General features: G+C 73.0%; 12 protein-coding genes. 9 read left to right on the plus strand and 3 right to left on the minus strand.

The window, feature by feature from the left end:
• Positions 1-89 precede the first annotated feature (89 nt).
• Positions 90-1,349 (minus strand): PP2C family protein-serine/threonine phosphatase, encoded by a 1,260-nt coding sequence (locus SMA5143A_RS11910; RefSeq protein WP_107462930.1) that lies wholly within the window; start codon positions 1,347-1,349, stop codon positions 90-92.
• A 163-nt stretch (positions 1,350-1,512) separates the two neighbouring features.
• Here SMA5143A_RS11910 and SMA5143A_RS11915 point away from each other — a divergent pair, with 163 nt between their 5' ends.
• Together SMA5143A_RS11915 and SMA5143A_RS11920 are read left to right on the plus strand one after the other, a co-directional pair.
• The gene (locus SMA5143A_RS11915) at positions 1,513-1,983 is read left to right on the plus strand and encodes a hypothetical protein (RefSeq protein ID WP_107462931.1); all 471 of its coding nucleotides are present in this window, start codon (positions 1,513-1,515) and stop codon (positions 1,981-1,983) included.
• A gap of 332 nt (positions 1,984-2,315) precedes the next feature.
• Positions 2,316-3,245: a hypothetical protein gene (locus SMA5143A_RS11920; RefSeq protein WP_107462932.1), complete on the plus strand. Its 930-nt coding sequence runs from the start codon at positions 2,316-2,318 to the stop codon at positions 3,243-3,245.
• Here SMA5143A_RS11920 and SMA5143A_RS11925 read toward each other — a convergent pair.
• Positions 3,151-4,584 (minus strand): aminotransferase-like domain-containing protein, encoded by a 1,434-nt coding sequence (locus tag SMA5143A_RS11925; protein WP_107463143.1) that lies wholly within the window; start codon positions 4,582-4,584, stop codon positions 3,151-3,153. The two genes, SMA5143A_RS11920 and SMA5143A_RS11925, sit on opposite strands and share 95 nt — an antisense overlap.
• Before the next feature lie 99 nt (positions 4,585-4,683).
• Between SMA5143A_RS11925 and SMA5143A_RS11930 the strand changes: the two genes are divergently transcribed.
• The 5 genes from SMA5143A_RS11930 to SMA5143A_RS11950 all read left to right on the plus strand — a co-directional run bounded on the left by SMA5143A_RS11930 (position 4,684) and on the right by SMA5143A_RS11950 (position 9,729).
• Positions 4,684-5,463, plus strand: a complete 780-nt coding sequence (locus SMA5143A_RS11930) for an alpha/beta fold hydrolase (protein ID WP_107462933.1) — start codon at positions 4,684-4,686, stop codon at positions 5,461-5,463.
• 142 nt (positions 5,464-5,605) lie between these two features.
• On the plus strand, positions 5,606-6,073 hold the full coding sequence (locus tag SMA5143A_RS11935) for a DUF7144 family membrane protein (protein WP_099966695.1): 468 nt from the start codon (positions 5,606-5,608) through the stop codon (positions 6,071-6,073).
• 189 nt (positions 6,074-6,262) lie between these two features.
• Positions 6,263-7,261, plus strand: coding sequence for an endonuclease/exonuclease/phosphatase family protein (locus SMA5143A_RS11940; protein ID WP_107463144.1), 999 nt, complete (start codon positions 6,263-6,265; stop codon positions 7,259-7,261).
• Positions 7,262-7,355: 94 nt separating this feature from the next.
• Complete coding sequence (locus tag SMA5143A_RS11945; protein ID WP_107462934.1) at positions 7,356-9,338, plus strand: FUSC family protein; 1,983 nt, start codon at positions 7,356-7,358, stop codon at positions 9,336-9,338.
• Between the two features lie 175 nt (positions 9,339-9,513).
• Positions 9,514-9,729: a hypothetical protein gene (locus SMA5143A_RS11950; protein WP_107463145.1), complete on the plus strand. Its 216-nt coding sequence runs from the start codon at positions 9,514-9,516 to the stop codon at positions 9,727-9,729.
• 85 nt (positions 9,730-9,814) lie between these two features.
• On the opposite strand, the gene SMA5143A_RS11955 is transcribed toward SMA5143A_RS11950, so the two are convergent.
• On the minus strand, positions 9,815-11,893 hold the full coding sequence (locus tag SMA5143A_RS11955) for a PhoX family protein (protein WP_107462935.1): 2,079 nt from the start codon (positions 11,891-11,893) through the stop codon (positions 9,815-9,817).
• A gap of 244 nt (positions 11,894-12,137) precedes the next feature.
• On the opposite strand from SMA5143A_RS11955, the gene SMA5143A_RS11960 reads away from it, so the two are divergent.
• Both SMA5143A_RS11960 and metG read left to right on the plus strand, forming a co-directional pair.
• On the plus strand, positions 12,138-14,369 hold the full coding sequence (locus SMA5143A_RS11960) for a VWA domain-containing protein (protein ID WP_107462936.1): 2,232 nt from the start codon (positions 12,138-12,140) through the stop codon (positions 14,367-14,369).
• 151 nt (positions 14,370-14,520) lie between these two features.
• Positions 14,521-16,236, plus strand: coding sequence for a methionine--tRNA ligase (gene metG, locus SMA5143A_RS11965; RefSeq protein ID WP_107462937.1), 1,716 nt, complete (start codon positions 14,521-14,523; stop codon positions 16,234-16,236).
• Positions 16,237-16,681: the final 445 nt, after the last annotated feature.

Consider the following 16,681-nt stretch of genomic DNA (forward strand, 5'->3'; position numbering starts at 1 on the left):
CGTAACCGCTGCGCGTGCAAACGGGGAAAGGACCGGGTGGGACCGCCCCCGTCGGGGGAGGTTCCGGTCAACGGACCGCCTCCTTCCGGTCAGGGGACCGCGGTGGCGCCGGGGGGACGTCCGGTGCCGGTGCCGCGGCGCACCGCGAAGATCGTCGTGTCGTCGTCGAGAAGTCCGCCGGTATGGCCGAGGACCCCGTCGTGGACGAGCCGCACGAGGGCGGCCGGGTCGGTCGCGGCACGCGGATCGGCGGCGATCGCCCGGCTCAGACAGGCGCGCAGGGGGAAGAACACCCCGTCCCCGTCCCGCGCCTCCGTCACCCCGTCGGTGACCAACACCAACGACTCGTCGGGGGCGAGCCGCACGGTGATGCCGGCACAGCCCGCTCCGCCGGCGGTCGGTGGACCGGTCGGGTTCGTGGGTTCCAACTCGCTGAGGCCCAGGGGGAGTCCGTCGCCCAGCGTGAGGACGCGAACGCCGCCGGGGGAGACCAGCAGCGGGGGTTCGTGGCCGAAGTTGATGATGTCGACGGTGAGGGTGTCGAGGTCCGTCATGTCGGGGCCCCAGTCGGTGCGTTCGCTGCGCAGCTCGGGGAAGTCGAGGAGCACGGCGGTCGCGAAGCGTTCCGCGTCGTCGCGGCCGACATGGGCGCAGTAGCGGACGTGGCGGATCATCCGGGTCTCCAGCCGTTCGGCCACCGTGCCGGGTTCCGCCTCGTAGTACGCGGCCTCCCGGAACGTGCCCAGCAGCACGGACGCCGCCTCCACCGCCCCGAGGCCCTTGCCCTGGACGTCGCCGAGGAGGACGCGCGTGCCGTGCGGGCTCGGCTGGATGTCGTAGAAGTCGCCGCCGACGCGGGCCTCGCTGTCCGCCGCGAGATACACCTCGGCGTGGTCGAGGCCGCCGACGTGCGGCGGCAGCTGGCGCAGCAGGATCTTGCGGGTGGTGTCGACGACGGCCCGCATGTGCAGCATCCGCTCCTGCCCGCGCAGCCGCACCACGCAGGCCAGTACGGACATCACCCCGCCGAGCGCGAGCAGGATGAAGTCGGGAAGACCGCTGCGGTACTGGTGCGGCCAGGCGTTGTCGACCAGGTAGTACGCGATCATCGCCAGCACCGCGAACATCGCCGTCGTCCACACCCCGCAGACCGCGGCGGCGATCCCCGGCACCAGCACCAGCCACGAGATGACCCGGAAGTCACCGCCGGTCACCCAGTCGAGGGCGGGGACGGCGCACAGCACGATTAGCGGCGGAAGCCAGGCGACGCTGCGGCCGCGCACCCGCAGCAGTTGCTGCCGCTCCACGGGGTCCGGCGCCCGGCGCGCACGCGGCATCGGCATCCGCATGTCCCTCAGCGAAGCACGCCACCACGCCCCGCGCATCCCAGCCCTCGGCCCTCGGCCCGTGACCAGGTTTTTCCCTCACTCCGACTTGCCGACGGGTCGCCCCAGGTGTGACCTGGTAAGCGGGGGCGGGCAGTCGCGGGGGAGGGAAGGAAGGAGTGCTCCCATGGCTCAGACGGCACCCAGGCCGGGCACACCGCTCCAGGGGGTCGCGGCCGCACCGATGCCGCGGACGACCCCGGCCGACCCTGATGTCTTCGGCCCGCGCACCCACACCGTCGCGCGCTGGACCCTGGCCGTGGCCCTCGGCCTCGTCTACGGCTACTGGGCGGCGGCCCTCAACCGGGACGCCGGCCCGATCACCGGCTGGAACGTGCTGTTCGGCTTGGTGACCGCGTTCGTGTTCATGGTGCTCCACCTCGCCGTACAGGCCGTCGCGCCCCGGCTGCGCCGGGAACCGCACGCCGCGCTGTGGGCGGCCTTCACGGGCTGCGCCTTCGGCTTCCTCTACAGCCAGGGGGGAGACAGCGTCCTGATGTCCACGGTGCTCTCCCTGATCATCGCCGCGGCCGTGTTCGTGACGACGTTCTACCGCTACTACACGCACGAGGACGCGGAAGGCGCCCGCTTGGGGTGAGGGGCGCCTCATGGCTCGGGGGTGCGCGGTTCGTCGGCGGGTGCGGGTTCGTCGTGGTTTCTCGCGCAGTTCCCCGCGCCCCTGAAGGGACGGGCCTGCGGCCCGCCCTTCATCGGAAAAGCACGGGGCCGCAGGCCCCTGCTTTTCCAGGGGCGCGGGGAACTGCGCGATCAGCCCCCACCCGCCCGCACCCTCCGACGCACCAGCCACCCCCCACCCCCTTGGGCTGCCGGAGGCCCACCGCAGCCGTTCGGCTTGTCCTGGGGGGCCATTCGCAGTCAGACCTGGCGTCAGCGCTCGCGCGGGCGCCGCCGGGGGACTTGCCTGAGGGGGTGTTCCCTCGTGCTCGCGGCCCCCTGTCGACCGCGCTGATCCTGCTCGCCTGCCTGCTCGCCCCGGTGGGCGCGCTGGCCGCGTGGGCGACGTACGAGCTCGGCGACCGGGCCCGCTATGAGGCCGTCACCGCGCCGCTCGCCGCCGACCCCGACGTACGGGAGGCCCTCGCGGACGCGGTCACCACCGGGATCATGCGCGAGGTGCGGGTCCGGCCTCCGCTGCGCGAGCCCGTGCGGGCCTTCACGCACGACGCGGCCCGGTCGTTCACCCGGACCGAGGCGTTCCGCACGGCATGGGACACGGCCAACCGGGCGGCCCACGACGCCGTGCTGCGGGCGGTCCGCGCGCAGAGCGCCGGCGGCAGCGGGCACGGGGCGCAACCGGTGACCCTCGACCTGGCGCCGGTCGGCGAACGGGTCAAGCGTCAACTCGCCCGCGACCACGTGCCGTTCGCCCATCGCATCCCGGTCGCGCACACCGAGGTCACGGTGCTGTCGGCGGAGGAACTCGTCCAGCTGCGGAAGGGGTATCGCATGCTCGAAGTCGCCGCGTTCTGGTTGCCGGTCGGTGCGCTCGTACTGGCCACGGCGGGGATCCTGATCGCCACCCGGCGCCGCCGCGCGGTGTGCGCGACGGGGCTCGGCACGGCGCTCGGCGGGGCCCTGCTCGGGGTCGCCGTCGCCCTCGGCCGTCATCTCACCCTCGCCGACCTGCCGCCGGACGTCTCCCCGGCGGCCGCCGGCGCCGTCTACGACGCCCTCACCGCCACGCTGCGCACCGTCACCTGGGGCCTCCTCGCCCTCGGTGCCACCGTGGCCGCCGCGGCCTGGCTCACCGGCCTCCTCGGGCGACGTCCCGCAGCACCGCCAACGCCTCCGCCAGCTCCCGCGGACCCACCGACGCAAGTCCCAGCCGGACGCAGTTGAAGGGGCTGACCCTGGATGCCACCGACGCCCCCGACGCGACGGCGGGCACGCTGAACGCCGGTCCCGGTGTCACCGCCACCCCGCGTTCCGCCGCCGCCGCGCAGAACGTGTCGGCCCGCCAGGGCTCCGGCAGTTCCCACCAGGCGTAGTAGGCGCGCGCGTCCCCCCGTACGGCGAACCCGGCGAGGCCCTCGCGCACGAGCCGCTGCCGGACCGCCGCGTCCTCGCGCTTCGCGGCGACCAGCCGGGCGACCGTCCCCTCCGAGATCCACCGCACCGCCGCCTCCAGGGCGAACCTCCCCGCGGCCCATCCCCCCGACCGCAGCGCGTCCCCGGCCTCCCCGGCCCGCCCCCCGGGCACCACGAGGAACCCGACGGTCAGCCCCGGCGCCACCCGCTTGGACAGCCCGTCCACGACATACACCCGCTCCGGCGCGTACGCCGCCAACGGCAACGCAGCACCGCCTTGGTCCTCGCCCTCGCCCTCGCCCGCACCCGCACCCGCACCCGCACCCGCACCCGCACCCGCACCCGCACCCGCCAGGAACGCCCAGATCCGGTCCTCCACCACCGGCAGGTCCAACTCCCTCACCACGGAGGCCAGTTCGGCGCGGCGTTCGTGCGGCATCGTCGTGGACGTCGGGTTGTGGAGGGTCGGCTGCACGTACACCGCCGACAGGGGCGCCGCCCGGTGCGCCGCGGCCACCGCGTCGGGCCGCAGCCCGTGCCCGTCCGTCGCGAGCGGTACCAGCGTCACCCCCAGCCGTCCGGCGATCTCCTTGACCAGCGGATACGTGAGGGACTCGACGCCGACGCGACCCCCGGGCCGGACCAGGTGCGCGAGGGCCGCGGCGATGGCCTGGCGGGCGTTGCCGGTGAAGAGGAACCGGTCCGGTTCCGGATGCCAGCCGGGCACCGCGAGCAACCCGGCCGCCGCCTCGCGCGCCGCGCCCGTACCGTTCGCCGGAACCAGGCCCAGCGCCTCCCCCAGCACGTCCGTCCGCAGCAGCGGCGCGAGGCCGGCCGCCAGCAGCTCCGCCTGACCGGGCACGGACGGGTAGTTGAGCTCCATGTTCACCGGCGCCGAGGAGACCGGTTCCGCCAGCGCCCGCCCGGCCCCCGCCCCCGCCGGCGCCGCCCGTACGAACGTGCCGCGGCCGACCTCGCCCACCACCAGTCCGCGCCGCACCAGTTCCCCGTACACGCGCCCGGCCGTGGACCCGGCGATGCCGCGCCGCCGGGCGAACACCCGCTGCGGCGGCAGCCGGTCCCCCGGGCGCAGCCGCCCGGCGGCGATCTCCTCCGCGATCCGGTCGGCGATCCGCCGGTAGTCGCTCACCATGTCCGGGCCCTCCCTCCCCTCGGTGGGCCGCCCCCATTGCACCGAGGGCAAAGATCCTATTGCACCGAGGAGTTGGGGCGACCTAGGGTCGAACGCATGGCACCCTTCCTCGCATACGAGGACAAAGGGGAAGCGAGCCCGTCGGCGCTCCCTCTCGTCCTCGTCCACGGCCACCCCTTCGACCGCACGATGTGGCGGCCCCAGCTCACCGCGTTCGCCGCGTCCCGCCGGGTCATCGCCCCGGATCTGCGGGGCTACGGCGCCTCCCCCGTCGTTCCCGGCCTCACCCCGCTGTCCGTCTTCGCCGAGGACATCGCGGCGCTCCTCGACGACCTGGGCGTACGCGACGTCGTCCTCGCGGGCCTGTCCATGGGCGGCCAGATCGCCATGGAGTACTACCGGCTGTTCCCGGACCGCGTCCGGGGTCTCGTCCTCGCCGACACGTTCCCGACCGCCGAGACCGAGGAGGGCAGGCGCGCGCGGAACGCGACGGCCGACCGGCTGCTGCGGGAGGGGATGGGCGGGTACGCCGACGAGGTGCTGTACAGGATGGTCGCGCCGTACGCGGACGCGGAGGTCGCGGCGCAGGTGCACCACATGATGACGGCGACGGACCCCGAGGGCGCGGCGGCGGCCCTGCGCGGACGCGCCGAGCGCCCCGACTACAACGACCTGCTGACCCGCGTCGCCGTGCCCGCGCTGGTCGTCGTCGGCGCCGACGACGAGTACACCCCGGTCGCGGACGCCGAGGCCATGCACGCCGCCCTGCCCGACTCGGTCCTCCAGGTGATCGACGGCGCGGCCCACCTGCCGAACCTGGAACGCCCGGACGCCTTCAACAAGGCCCTGGAGGGCTTCCTGGCCCGGCTGGACTGAGCGCTGGAGGACTTCCCGGCCCGGCTCGGCCCGGCTGACCGAGCCCGGGGCCCCTCACCCGTTCGGCCTACAGCGCATGCGGCGCCCCCCGCCCCGCGTGAGCATGCGGGTGAGCTGTCCGCCCTTCTGAGGAGGCCCTCCCATGGCCCAGCACAGCGCCGAGCCGCGTTCGAACGCCCACAGCCACCAGACCATCTCGACGCCGACGCCCCCGCAGGGACGGCACTCCGGTACCTCCTGGGCCATCGGCGGCACGGTCTTCGCCGGTGTCCTCATGATGGTCGGCGGGGTGCTGGGCATCCTCAACGGCATCGCGGCGATCGCCACGGACGACGTCTACACCAACATCGGCGACTACGTGTTCGAGTTCAGCCTCACCACCTGGGGCTGGATCCATCTCGTCCTCGGAGCCGTCGTCGCCTTCGCCGGCTGGGGCATCCTCCAGGGCCGGGACTGGGCACGGGGCGTGGGGATCGCCCTGGCGTCCCTCTACGCCATCGCGTACTTCATGTTCCTCCCGTACGCGCCCGTCTGGTCGGTCATCGTCATCGCCGCCTCGGTCTTCGTGATGTGGTCCCTCGCGACGGCCCCGGAGGAGAGGCGCGCCTGACCCGACGCGGCGGACGACCCCGCCCCCGGTACCGCCGTACCGCCCCGGCCCGACGGGGCCGGGCGCCCGGCCCCTGGTGCCCGCGCAACCTTCGGCCCCTCCACCTCGTCCTTGAACGAGGAGCATCCTTGAACGAGGAGCACAGAACCACCGCGGGCGAACGGAAGGCCGGCCTTGGAGAGCACGACCATGGAGCGGCCCGAGCCGGTCACCACCCGCCGGGCCACCCACGGCGGCAAGAAGGGGTTCGCCTTCCTGCTGCTGCTCGGTGTGACCACGGTCGTCGTCTGCCGGCTGATCGGTGTCGACGCCTTCACCCCGGTCCCCCAGCTCCTCGCGTTCCTGCCCTGGCTGCTCGCCCCCACCGGCCTCGCCCTGCTCCTGTTCGCCCTGGCCCGCTCCTGGACCGGCGTCACCTGGGGCGTGGTGCTGCTGGGCGCGCTCGCCTGGTACATCGAGCCGTACGGGAAGACGACCGCGCCCGACGGTCCGGCCCTCGCCCAGCTCCGGGTCATGACCTCGAACGTGCACTTCGGCGACGGCACCGCCGCCCTCGTCAAGGCCGTGAAGCGCGAGCGCCCCGACATCGTGTTCGTCGAGGAGTGCCAGGCCACCTGCTCGGCCACCCTCCGCGACACCTTCGGCGACCTCAGCGGCGACAAGCCCGCCTACCCCTACCGCCGGGCCGTCGAGGGCTACGGCTCCGACGGTTCCGTCATCCTCAGCCGCCACCCCCTCAAGGGCACCGACCCCATCCCCGGCACCATGGGCATGCCCGGCGCCGTCGCCGACGTCGACGGCCACCGCGTACGGCTGCAACTGGCGCACCCCATGCCGCCGCTGGCCGGCCAGGTCGGCACCTGGCGGCGGGAACTCGGCGCGCTGCGCGCGTACGCGGCCGCCGACACCAGGACCCCGACCATCGTCGCCGGTGACTTCAACGCCACCCAGGACCACGCGGCCTTCCGTGACCTCCTCGACACGGGGCTCGGCGACGCCGCCCGGCTGACCGGGGACGACCGGCGGGCGACCTGGCCCTCCCGGACCACCCCGAGGTTCGGCGCGCAGATCGACCACGTCCTCGTCTCCTCGAAGGACTTCTCCGCCCGCGAGACCCGCTTCCTGAAGCTGCGCGGCACCGACCACAACGCGGTGGTCGCCGACCTGACCCTCCACCAGCGGAAGTGACCCCGGGAGGCGAGGGGCACAGCACGCACTCGCCGTCCCCAGCCCACCAAAAACTTCACATAATCGGGCGATCTCCGGCGGTGATAATGGCCGCATGCCCCGCCCGTTCGCCCTCGGCCTGACCCCGCCCGACTGGCTGGTCCGCAATCTCCAACCCCAGCAGGCGCCGCCCGTCAACCGGCCCGCCGTGGCCCGCGCGGCGGTCGCCCTGACCCTGCCGCTCGCCCTCGGCCTCGCCGCCGGGCGCCCCGAGTACGGCGCCCTCGCCTCGATGGGCGCCCTGTCGGGCGTCATCAGCGACACGGCGGACGCGTACCGCATGCGGCTGCTGAACATCGCGGTCCCCCAGGTGTTCAGCGCGATCGGCATCACCCTCGGCTCCCTCGTGTACGGGCACGGCTGGGTCACCGTCGCCGCGCTCACCGGGGTCGCGCTGGTCTCCGGGATGATCTCGACGATCGGCGCCGTCGCCTCCGTGTCGGGGTTGCTGCTCCTGCTCAACTCCGTGGTCGGCGCGGGTCTGCCGATGCCGGGCGACTGGTGGCTGGCCCCCCTCCTGATGACCGGCGGCGGCCTCCTCGTCCTCGTCCAGGCCCTCCTCGCCTGGCCGCTCAGGGCCGGCGTACCGGAACGCGCCTCCGTCGCCGACACCTACCGCAAGGTCGCCGACCTGCTCGCCGCGACCACCGCCGACACCACCGGCGCCTACGACACGGCCCGGCACGCGGTCACCCAGTCCCTCAACCAGTCCTATGACCTGATCCTCGCCCGCCGCGCCCGCCATCACGGCCGCAGCCCCGACCTGGTCCGGCTCCTCGCCCAGCTGAACGCGGTCACCCCGCTCGTCGAGGCCGCCCCCGCCGTACGCCTCTCCGGGCGCCCGCTGCCCGCCGAGATCCCCACCGCCGTCCGCCATATTGCCGAGGCCGTCGACACCGGCTACACCGGGCCGCTGGGGCTGCGGCTGCCCACGCCGACGAGCGAGACCGGCAAGGCGGTCGACCAGGCGCTCCGGCACGCCGCCGAGGTCGTCACCGAGGGGTCGCCGGACGCGCTGACCCGGGCCGACGACCACCTCGGCCGGACCGCGCCACTACGGGTGCGCGCCGCACGGGCCGCCCGCGACGTGGCCCTGTCCGCCGCGTCCTGGCGCTACGGCCTGCGCCTCGCCCTGTGCATCGGCATCGCCCAGGCGCTGGTCTCCCTCGTCGCCGTGCCCCGCTCCTACTGGGTGGCGCTGACCATCACCTTCGTCCTGAAGCCGGACTTCGGCTCGGTGTTCTCCCGCGCGCTGCTGCGGGCCCTCGGCACGGTCGTCGGCCTGGTCGTCGCGGCGGCGATCCTCGCGGAGGTCCCGCGCGGCTGGTGGGACGTGCCGGTGATGCTGTGCCTCGCCCCGCTCATCCCCGTCTTCACCCCCCGCGGCTACGGCTACCAGACCGCCGCCATCACCCCCGTGATCCTGCTGCTCTCCGACATCCTCAACCACCAGGGCACCGGCCTGCTCGTGCCCCGTCTCGTCGACTCCCTGGTGGGCTGCGGCATCGCCCTCGTCGCGGGCTATCTGCTGTGGCCGGAGAGCTGGCACGCCCGCGTCGGGGCGCGGCTCGCGGACGCCGTCGCCGACACCGCCGCGTACGTGGAACACGTCTTCGGGCCCGGCGCGGACGACCCCACGGGGCGTGCCCGGAAGCGCCGCCGCCTCTACCGGGACCTGTCGGCCATCCGCACGGAGTTCCAGCGGGCCCTGACCGAACCGCCGCCGACGGGGCGGCGGGCCGCGGCCTGGTGGCCGCTGGTGGTGGCGGTCGAGCGGATCGTCGACGCGACGACGGCGGCCAGGGTCCGGGTGAAGCAGGGGGCGCGGCCGCCGTCCGCCGCCGAGGTCGAGCAGGTCTCCCTGCAACTGCGGGAACTGGCGGAGGGGCTGCGGAGGACGGACGTCCTCTACGAGGTGCGGTCCGACCTGAGCGGTCCGCCGGGAAGCGTCCTGGAGGCACTGCGGCAGGAGGTCGCGGCGGCCCGGACGATCACCTCACCGCCCGACGGGGACGCCGCGCGCTGGTTCCGTGACTGAGCGGGACGCCGTCGTGGCGCGCGGCGAGGGCGGGGCGGTCAACCCGGCGCAGGGCGCTGAATCGTTACGCCCGCCCCGCACGGGTGACGGGAGGAGAGTTCGCAGGCGGAAAGCGTCATGATCGGATCCGTCCAACCGGACGATTCACTTCCTTTCTGACAAGGGGATGTTCGCCATGCGGCGCACCGCCACCGTCCTGCTCGGAACCCTCGCCCTCGCCGGCGCCCTGGCCCCGGCCGCCCACGCGATCCCGGACCCGGCGGCCACGGTCACCTGCCTCGCCGAGACCCCCGCCGGTGTCGCCGAGCTGGCCCAACCGGCCGCCCTCCTCGACCCGGCCGGCCTGCTGGACCCGGCCGCCGCGCCGGGCGTGAGCTGCCTGGCGCCCTGAGCCGCACGGCGACGCACCGCGGGCCGTCCCCCCACCGGGAGGACGGCCCGCGTTCGCATCTGCACGGACAGGGTCCGCCTCCGGCTCAGACGCCGATGTCGCAGCCGTCCGCGCGGTAGACCGCGACCACCGCCGGGCGGACGATCTTGCCGGGGCCGTCGGGCCAGGTGCTCTGCGGGTTCTCGACGGACGCCCCGTCCAGCTCGCCCGGGTGCTGCACCGCGACCAGGACACGGCGGTCGGTGATGATCGGACCGCAGGTCTCGGCGCCGCTCGGCACGGTCAGGAACTGCTTCAGCTCACCACGCCGCTCCCCCTTGGTCGCCACGCCGAAGAGACCGTCGTGCGAGCCGAGCTGGTTGCCGTCGGTGGAGATCCACAGGTTGCCGTACGGGTCGAAGGCGACGTTGTCCGGGCAGGAGATCGGGGAGACGTCGTCCTTCGGGAAGCCCGCGAAGTAGGTCGCCGGGTCGTCCGGGTCGCCCGCGACGAGGAACAGCAGCCAGGCGAACCGGGTGCTCTCGGGCCGGTTCCAGCGCTCGGTGAGCTCCAGGACCTGGCCGTGCTTGTTGGCGTTGCGGGGGTTGGCCTCGTCGGCGGCGGCGAAGCCGGTCTTGCCGCGGTTGGAGTTGTTGGTGAGGGCGACGTAGACCTTGCCGGTGACCGGGTTGGGCTCGATGTCCTCGGGGCGGTCCATCTTCGTCGCGCCGACCTTGTCACCGGCGAGCCGCGTGAAGACGAAGACCTCGTCGGCGGTCATGCCCTCGACGTGGGAGACGGCACCCTCGGCGGTCGCCGTGGCCAGCGGGATCCACTCGCCGCTGCCGTCGAACTCGCCGTCGGCCGGGAGCTTGCCCGTGCCGTCGATCTCGATGGCGGGGGAGTCACCGGTGAGCTTGGCGACGTAGAGGGTGCCCTCGTCGAGCAGCGAGAGGTTGTACTCGCGCACGGCGCGGCCCGTCCCCTTCTTCATCCGCTTGCTGCTGACGAACTTGTAGAAGTAGTCGAAACGCTCGTCGTCACCGGAGTAGACGACGGGACGGCCGTCGGCGGTGAGCCGGATGGTCGCGGCCTCGTGCTTGAAGCGGCCGAGGGCGGTGTGCTTGCGCGGCGTGGACGTCGGGTCGTACGGGTCGAACTCGACGACGTACCCGAAACGGTGCACCTCGTTCGGCTCCTGGGCCACGTCGAACCGCTTGTCGAACCGCTCCCACTTGCGCTCGGTGGCGCCGGTGCCGATGCCGTACCGCTTGTCGGTGGGCCGGCCGCTGTTGGCGAAGTACTGGTTGAAGTTCTCCTCGCCGTGCAGCGTGGTGCCCCAGGGGGTGGTGCCGCCGGAGCAGTTGTTGAGCGTGCCGAGGACCGTGCGGCCGGTCGGGTCGGCGGAGGTCTTGAGGAGGTCCGAGCCGGCGGCGGGGCCGGTCAGCCGGAACGCGGTGGTGGCGGTGACCCGCCGGTTGAGGTGGTGCCGGGGCACGGCGGTGAGCTTGCCGGTCCGCCGGTCCTCCTCGACGACGACGGCGGACAGACCGTGCGCGGCCCAGGCGACCTCGACCTGGTCGCGGGTCGGGTTGGCGGGGTCGTAGCCACGGAACATGAGCACCTCGTCGGTGTACTCATGGTTGGCCACGAGAAGCTTGCGGCCGCGCTCGCCGGGGAGCGGCAGCAGCGCGAGGAAGTCGTTGTTGTAGCCGAACTGCCCGGCCTGGGCCGCGCCCGTCTGCTTCTCCGGGTCGAACGCCGGGGCACCGCGCAGGATGGGCTCGCCCCAGCGGATGACGACGTTCTGCCGGTACCCCCCGGGGACGGTCACGGTGTCCGCCGTGTTGGGCGCGACGGCGTCGAACCGCAGGCCACGGGCCGCCTTGGGCTTCGGGGTGCTCTTGGTGGTGGCGGTGGTGGCGGCGGTCCCGGCGCCGGCCGCGGCGGCCTGCGGGGCGGTGCCGAGCGTCGTCGCCGTACCGGCCGCGGTGGCCACGGTGACGACGGCGGCGGCACGCATCACGGACCGGCGGCTGAGCGCGGAGGCGATCACGTCGCCCACGTACTCGTTCGCGCTGGCGTTCGGCACCTCGTGGAAGCAGGCGTCACCACAGCGGAACCGACAGGTCATGGCGGAACGGCCGCCGGGGTGCGAGCCGATCATGGGCAGCAGCTTGCGCACGTTGCGCTCCCTCTTATGTGCCTTTGGTGTGAGCGCGACGTTAGGGGCGCGTGTGTTCGAGAACGGGGACGGAGAGTGAACGGCAGGTGAACCCACGGCAGTTGGGGCGGTATTGACAGCTCCCAGTCGCGGGGTTAGTGAAACCTCCCGCCCCACCCCAAGATCGCCAATCGCGGCGGCTAACCTTACGTGTCCGTCCTGGCCAGGGATTGACGGGCTACAACTCACGCGAAGGGTTGCGCACATGGGCATTCTCTCTCTCCTGCGGAACGCGTTCTCCCGCTCACGCAAGGGGCGCGACACGGTCCCTTCGCAGGAGGCGGAGCGGGTCTCCCCGACAGAGCCGACGACCACGGACCCCCAGGGGAGTGCCGAATCAGCCACCACCGAGCCGGGTTCCCTGCGGGAGGCCGAGCGGGATGAGGAGCGGGGCTCCTCGCAACAGGTCGAGCCGAAGCTTCCGGCCCAGGGGGCCGGGTCCAAGCCGGCCTCGTCCGTCGCCGACGAGCTGGTCTCGGCGGCCTTCGACAACGTGACAGTGCCGAAGCCGCGGACGGAGGAGCGGGAGCCCGCGGCGGCCGAGGCCGGGACGCCGACGGCGGAGCCCGAGGCCGTGGCCAAGGCCGAGGTGATCGCGGAGCCCGAGCCGGTCGTCGAGGCGGAGCCCGCGGAGGCCAAGGCGGAGGAAGCCGAGGCTGAGCGTGCGGCGGCCGAGACGAAGGACGAAGCCGAGTCTGCGAAGGCCCAGGCAGAGGTGGCCGAGGCGGGGTCCGCGAAGGCCGCTGCCGAGGTAGCCGACGGAGGGCCCGAGGCTGCCGTTGCCGGTACGCCGGTGGCGGAGCCCGAGGCTGAGGCCAAGACCGAGGAGCCGGTCGCGGCGGAGAAGGCCGAGAGAGAGGAAGAGGAAGAGGAAGAGGAAGAGGCGCAGGTCGAGGCGGACGCCGTCGCGGCAGCCGCCGAGCCGAAGGCGGAGGCTGCGCCCGAGGCCGCCCCGGGGACCGCCGAGGCCACCCCGGAGACCGCCGAGGCCGACACGGAGACCGCCGAGGCCGAGAAGGTGGCCGCTCGGGAGACCGAGGCGGTCGCGGAGGCGGAGCCGGCGGTCACGGAGACCGCCACCGAGGCCGAGGCGGAGCCTGTCGCGGAGGGTGAGCCGGAGGCGAAGACGGAGTCCGCCGCGGAGCCCGTTGCGAAGGGTGAGCCCGCGGCCCAGGCGGAGCCGGCGGCCGCGCAGGAGGCCGACGCCGAGCCGCAGGTCGAGGAGCCCGAGGTCGAGTCCGACGCCGCGCCCGAGGCGGCCGAGGCGCCCGAGGCCGCAGACGAGACGGAACCGCAGGTCGCCGCCCCCGAGGCGGAGGCCGACGCGGCGCCCGAGGCGGAGGCCGACGCCGCCCAGCCCTCGGAGCCTGAAGTTGCCGCCGAGGCGGAGCCGCAGGTCGAGTCCGCGCCCGAGGCGGAGGCCGACGCCGCCAAGCCCTCGGAGCCTGAGGTCGCCGCCGAGGCGGAGCCGCAGGCGGCCCCTGTCGCGGAGGAGTCCGAGCCGGAGGCCGTCGAGGCACCCGAGCCCGAAACCGAGAAGGCGCCCGAGCCGGAGGCAGTGAAGGCACCCGAGCCCGAGGCCGCCCCCGAGGTCGTGGCGGCAGCCGGTGAGCCCACGCAGCCCGCCGACACCCCCGAACCCGCCGACGCCCCCGAATCCACGGACGCCGTCGCATCCCCGGACGCCCCGGAGACCGCAGACGACCCGGAGACCGCAGCCACCGCCGAGGCCGAAGCCGAATCCGAAGCCGAATCCGAAGCTGCGGCCGCTCTCCCCGCGACCCCCGCCACCCGCGTCCGCTCCAGCGCCCCCGGTCTCTCCACGGCCTACAAGACCGCCGGTACCGTCCTGAAGAAGCACGACCTCACCGGTGCCCGCGCCAAGGTGTACCTCGTCCTCGACCGCTCCGCGTCGATGCGCCCCTACTACAAGGACGGCTCCGCCCAGGCCCTCGGCGAGCAGACCCTCGCCCTCGCCGCCCACCTCGACCCCGAGGCCACCGTGCCCGTCGTCTTCTTCTCCACCGAGCTCGACGGCACCGGCGAACTCACCCTCGCCGAGCACGAGAACAAGGTCGACGAGCTGCACAACGGCCTCGGCCGCATGGGCCGCACCAGCTACCACGCGGCCGTCGAGGAGGTCCTCGCCCAGCACCAGAAGTCGGCGGACCCCACCGCCCCCGCCCTCGTCGTCTTCCAGACGGACGGCGCCCCGGACGCGAAGACCCCCGCCACCCAGGCACTCACGGACGCCGCGAAGAACCACCCCGGCGTGCACTTCGCCTTCGTCGCCTTCGGCGACCCGGAGAACAAGGCGTTCGACTACCTCCGCAAGCTCAAGACGGGCAACGCCTCGCACTTCCTGGCCGGCGAGACCCCGCGCGAGCTGACCGACGCCGAGGTCTACGAGGGCATCCTGGCCGCCTGGCGCCCGTAACCCCCCGTAACCCTCCATCACGCCCCTCACCGGGACGTCCCGTGCCGTCCGCTTCCCACCCCGCAAAACGGGAGGCGGGCGGCACCCCCATGTCGGCTAGGATTTCAAGACTCACGCCTTACGAAATCGACCGACCTGGGAGCATCCCCCGATGGCTCGACACCTCATCACCAGCGCCCTTCCGTACATCAACGGGATCAAGCACCTGGGCAACATGGTGGGGTCCATGCTCCCGGCGGACGTGTACTCCCGGTACCTCCGCCAGCGTGGCCACGACGTCCTGTACATCTGTGCGACGGACGAGCACGGCACCCCGGCGGAGCTGGCAGCGAAGGAGCTGGGCCTCCCCGTCGACGAGTTCTGCGCGCAGGCGCACGACGCGCAGAAGGCCGTCTACGACGGCTTCGCCCTCGCGTTCGACTACTTCGGCCGCAGCTCGTCCGAGCAGAATGTGGAGATCACGCAGCACTTCGCGCGCAAGCTCAAGGAGAACGGGTTCATCGAGGAGCGGTCGATCCGCCAGGTGTACTCGCCGGCCGACGGCCGTTTCCTCCCGGACCGCTATGTCGAGGGCACCTGCCCGCACTGCGGCTATGACAAGGCCCGCGGCGACCAGTGCGAGAACTGCACCCGCGTCCTGGACCCGACCGACCTGATCGAGCCGCGCTCGGCCATCTCCGGCTCCACGGACCTGGAGGTCCGCGAGACCAAGCACCTGTTCCTCCTCCAGTCGAAGCTTCAGCACGAGGTCGAGGCGTGGGTCGCGGCGCACGAGCACCAGTGGCCGCAGCTGGCGTCGTCCATCGCCCGCAAGTGGCTGACCGAGGGCCTGCACGACCGGGCGATCACCCGTGACCTGGACTGGGGCGTCCCGGTCCCCGCGGACACCTGGCCGGAGCTGGCCGCCGAGGGCAAGGTCTTCTACGTGTGGTTCGACGCGCCGATCGAGTACATCGGGGCGACGAAGGAGTGGTCCGACCAGGACCCGGAGAACCGCGACTGGAAGTCCTGGTGGTTCGACGTCGACACCGACGTGCGCTACACGGAGTTCATGGCGAAGGACAACGTCCCCTTCCACACCGTGATGTTCCCGGCCACCGAGCTGGGCGTCCGGGAGCCGTGGAAGAAGGTCGACGTCGTCAAGGCGTTCAACTGGCTGACGTACTACGGCGGGAAGTTCTCGACGTCGCAGAAGCGGGGCGTCTTCACCGACCAGGCCCTGGAGGTCCTCCCGGCGGACTACTGGCGCTACTTCCTGATCGCCAACGCGCCCGAGTCGGACGACTCGTCCTTCACGTGGGAGCACTTCACCGCCACGGTCAACAAGGACCTCGCCGACACGCTCGGCAACTTCGTCAACCGCGTGCTGTCCTTCTCCCGCAAGCGCTTCGGCGACGCGGTCCCGGCGGGTGCGGCGGCCGGTGAGGCCGAGGCGAAGCTGGGCGAGGAGATCGCGCGGCTCCTCGCGGAGTACGAGGAGCACATGGAGGCGCTCCAGTTCCGCAAGGCGGCGGCGGCGCTGCGCGCGCTGTGGTCGGCGGGCAACTCCTACCTGGAGGAGAAGGCGCCCTGGCTGGAGATCAAGACCGACCAGGAGGCCGCGGCCCTCACCCTCCGCACGGCGATGAACCTCATCCACCTCTACGCGGTGGTCTCCGAGCCCTTCATCCCGACCTCCTCGGCCGCCATGCGCGGCGCCTTCGCCCTGGAGGACGACACCGCCACCTGGGTCACCCCGGAACAGGCCAGGTCCCTGACCTCGATCCCCGCCGGCACCCCCTTCACCGTCCCCCCCGTCCTCTTCGCCAAGCTGACGGAGGACGACCTGGAGGCGTACAAGGAGCGCTTCGGCGGCACCCCGGCGTAATAATTCCTCCAGGCTTCGGAGAGCAGGGGACCGGCGACGTCGTACGGCGTCACCGGTCCCCTGCGTCGTCGTGGGGGTGTCTCCCGGTGCTGGCTTCGACGAACCGGGAGGTGGGCCGAAATCGCCCTCCTGCCTGCCCAACCGCAGGTGACACCGCAACCCAGTGGTCCAAGCTTCGGTGGTGTCGGCGCCCTTTCCTAAGGACCACGGGAGAGAAAGAACCCAACCAAGCCCCACCCCTCCCTCCCGCACGCGGCGCAAACTCACCCCCGCGAGTGAACATCGCCAACTCAGCTGGATTCGGGACCGGTTGTCTGGCCTACGCTCAGCGCGGCACACCACAACCACGGACATCCGCAGCGAGCATCAACAGCACGCATCCGCAGCGGACATCCGAACCAACAACCGCAGACATGCGACGGCCCCCGCCGGGACTGCAATCCCA

This window comes from Streptomyces sp. MA5143a, from assembly GCF_900290235.1.
In the GTDB taxonomy this organism is placed as follows: Bacteria; Actinomycetota; Actinomycetes; order Streptomycetales; family Streptomycetaceae; genus Streptomyces.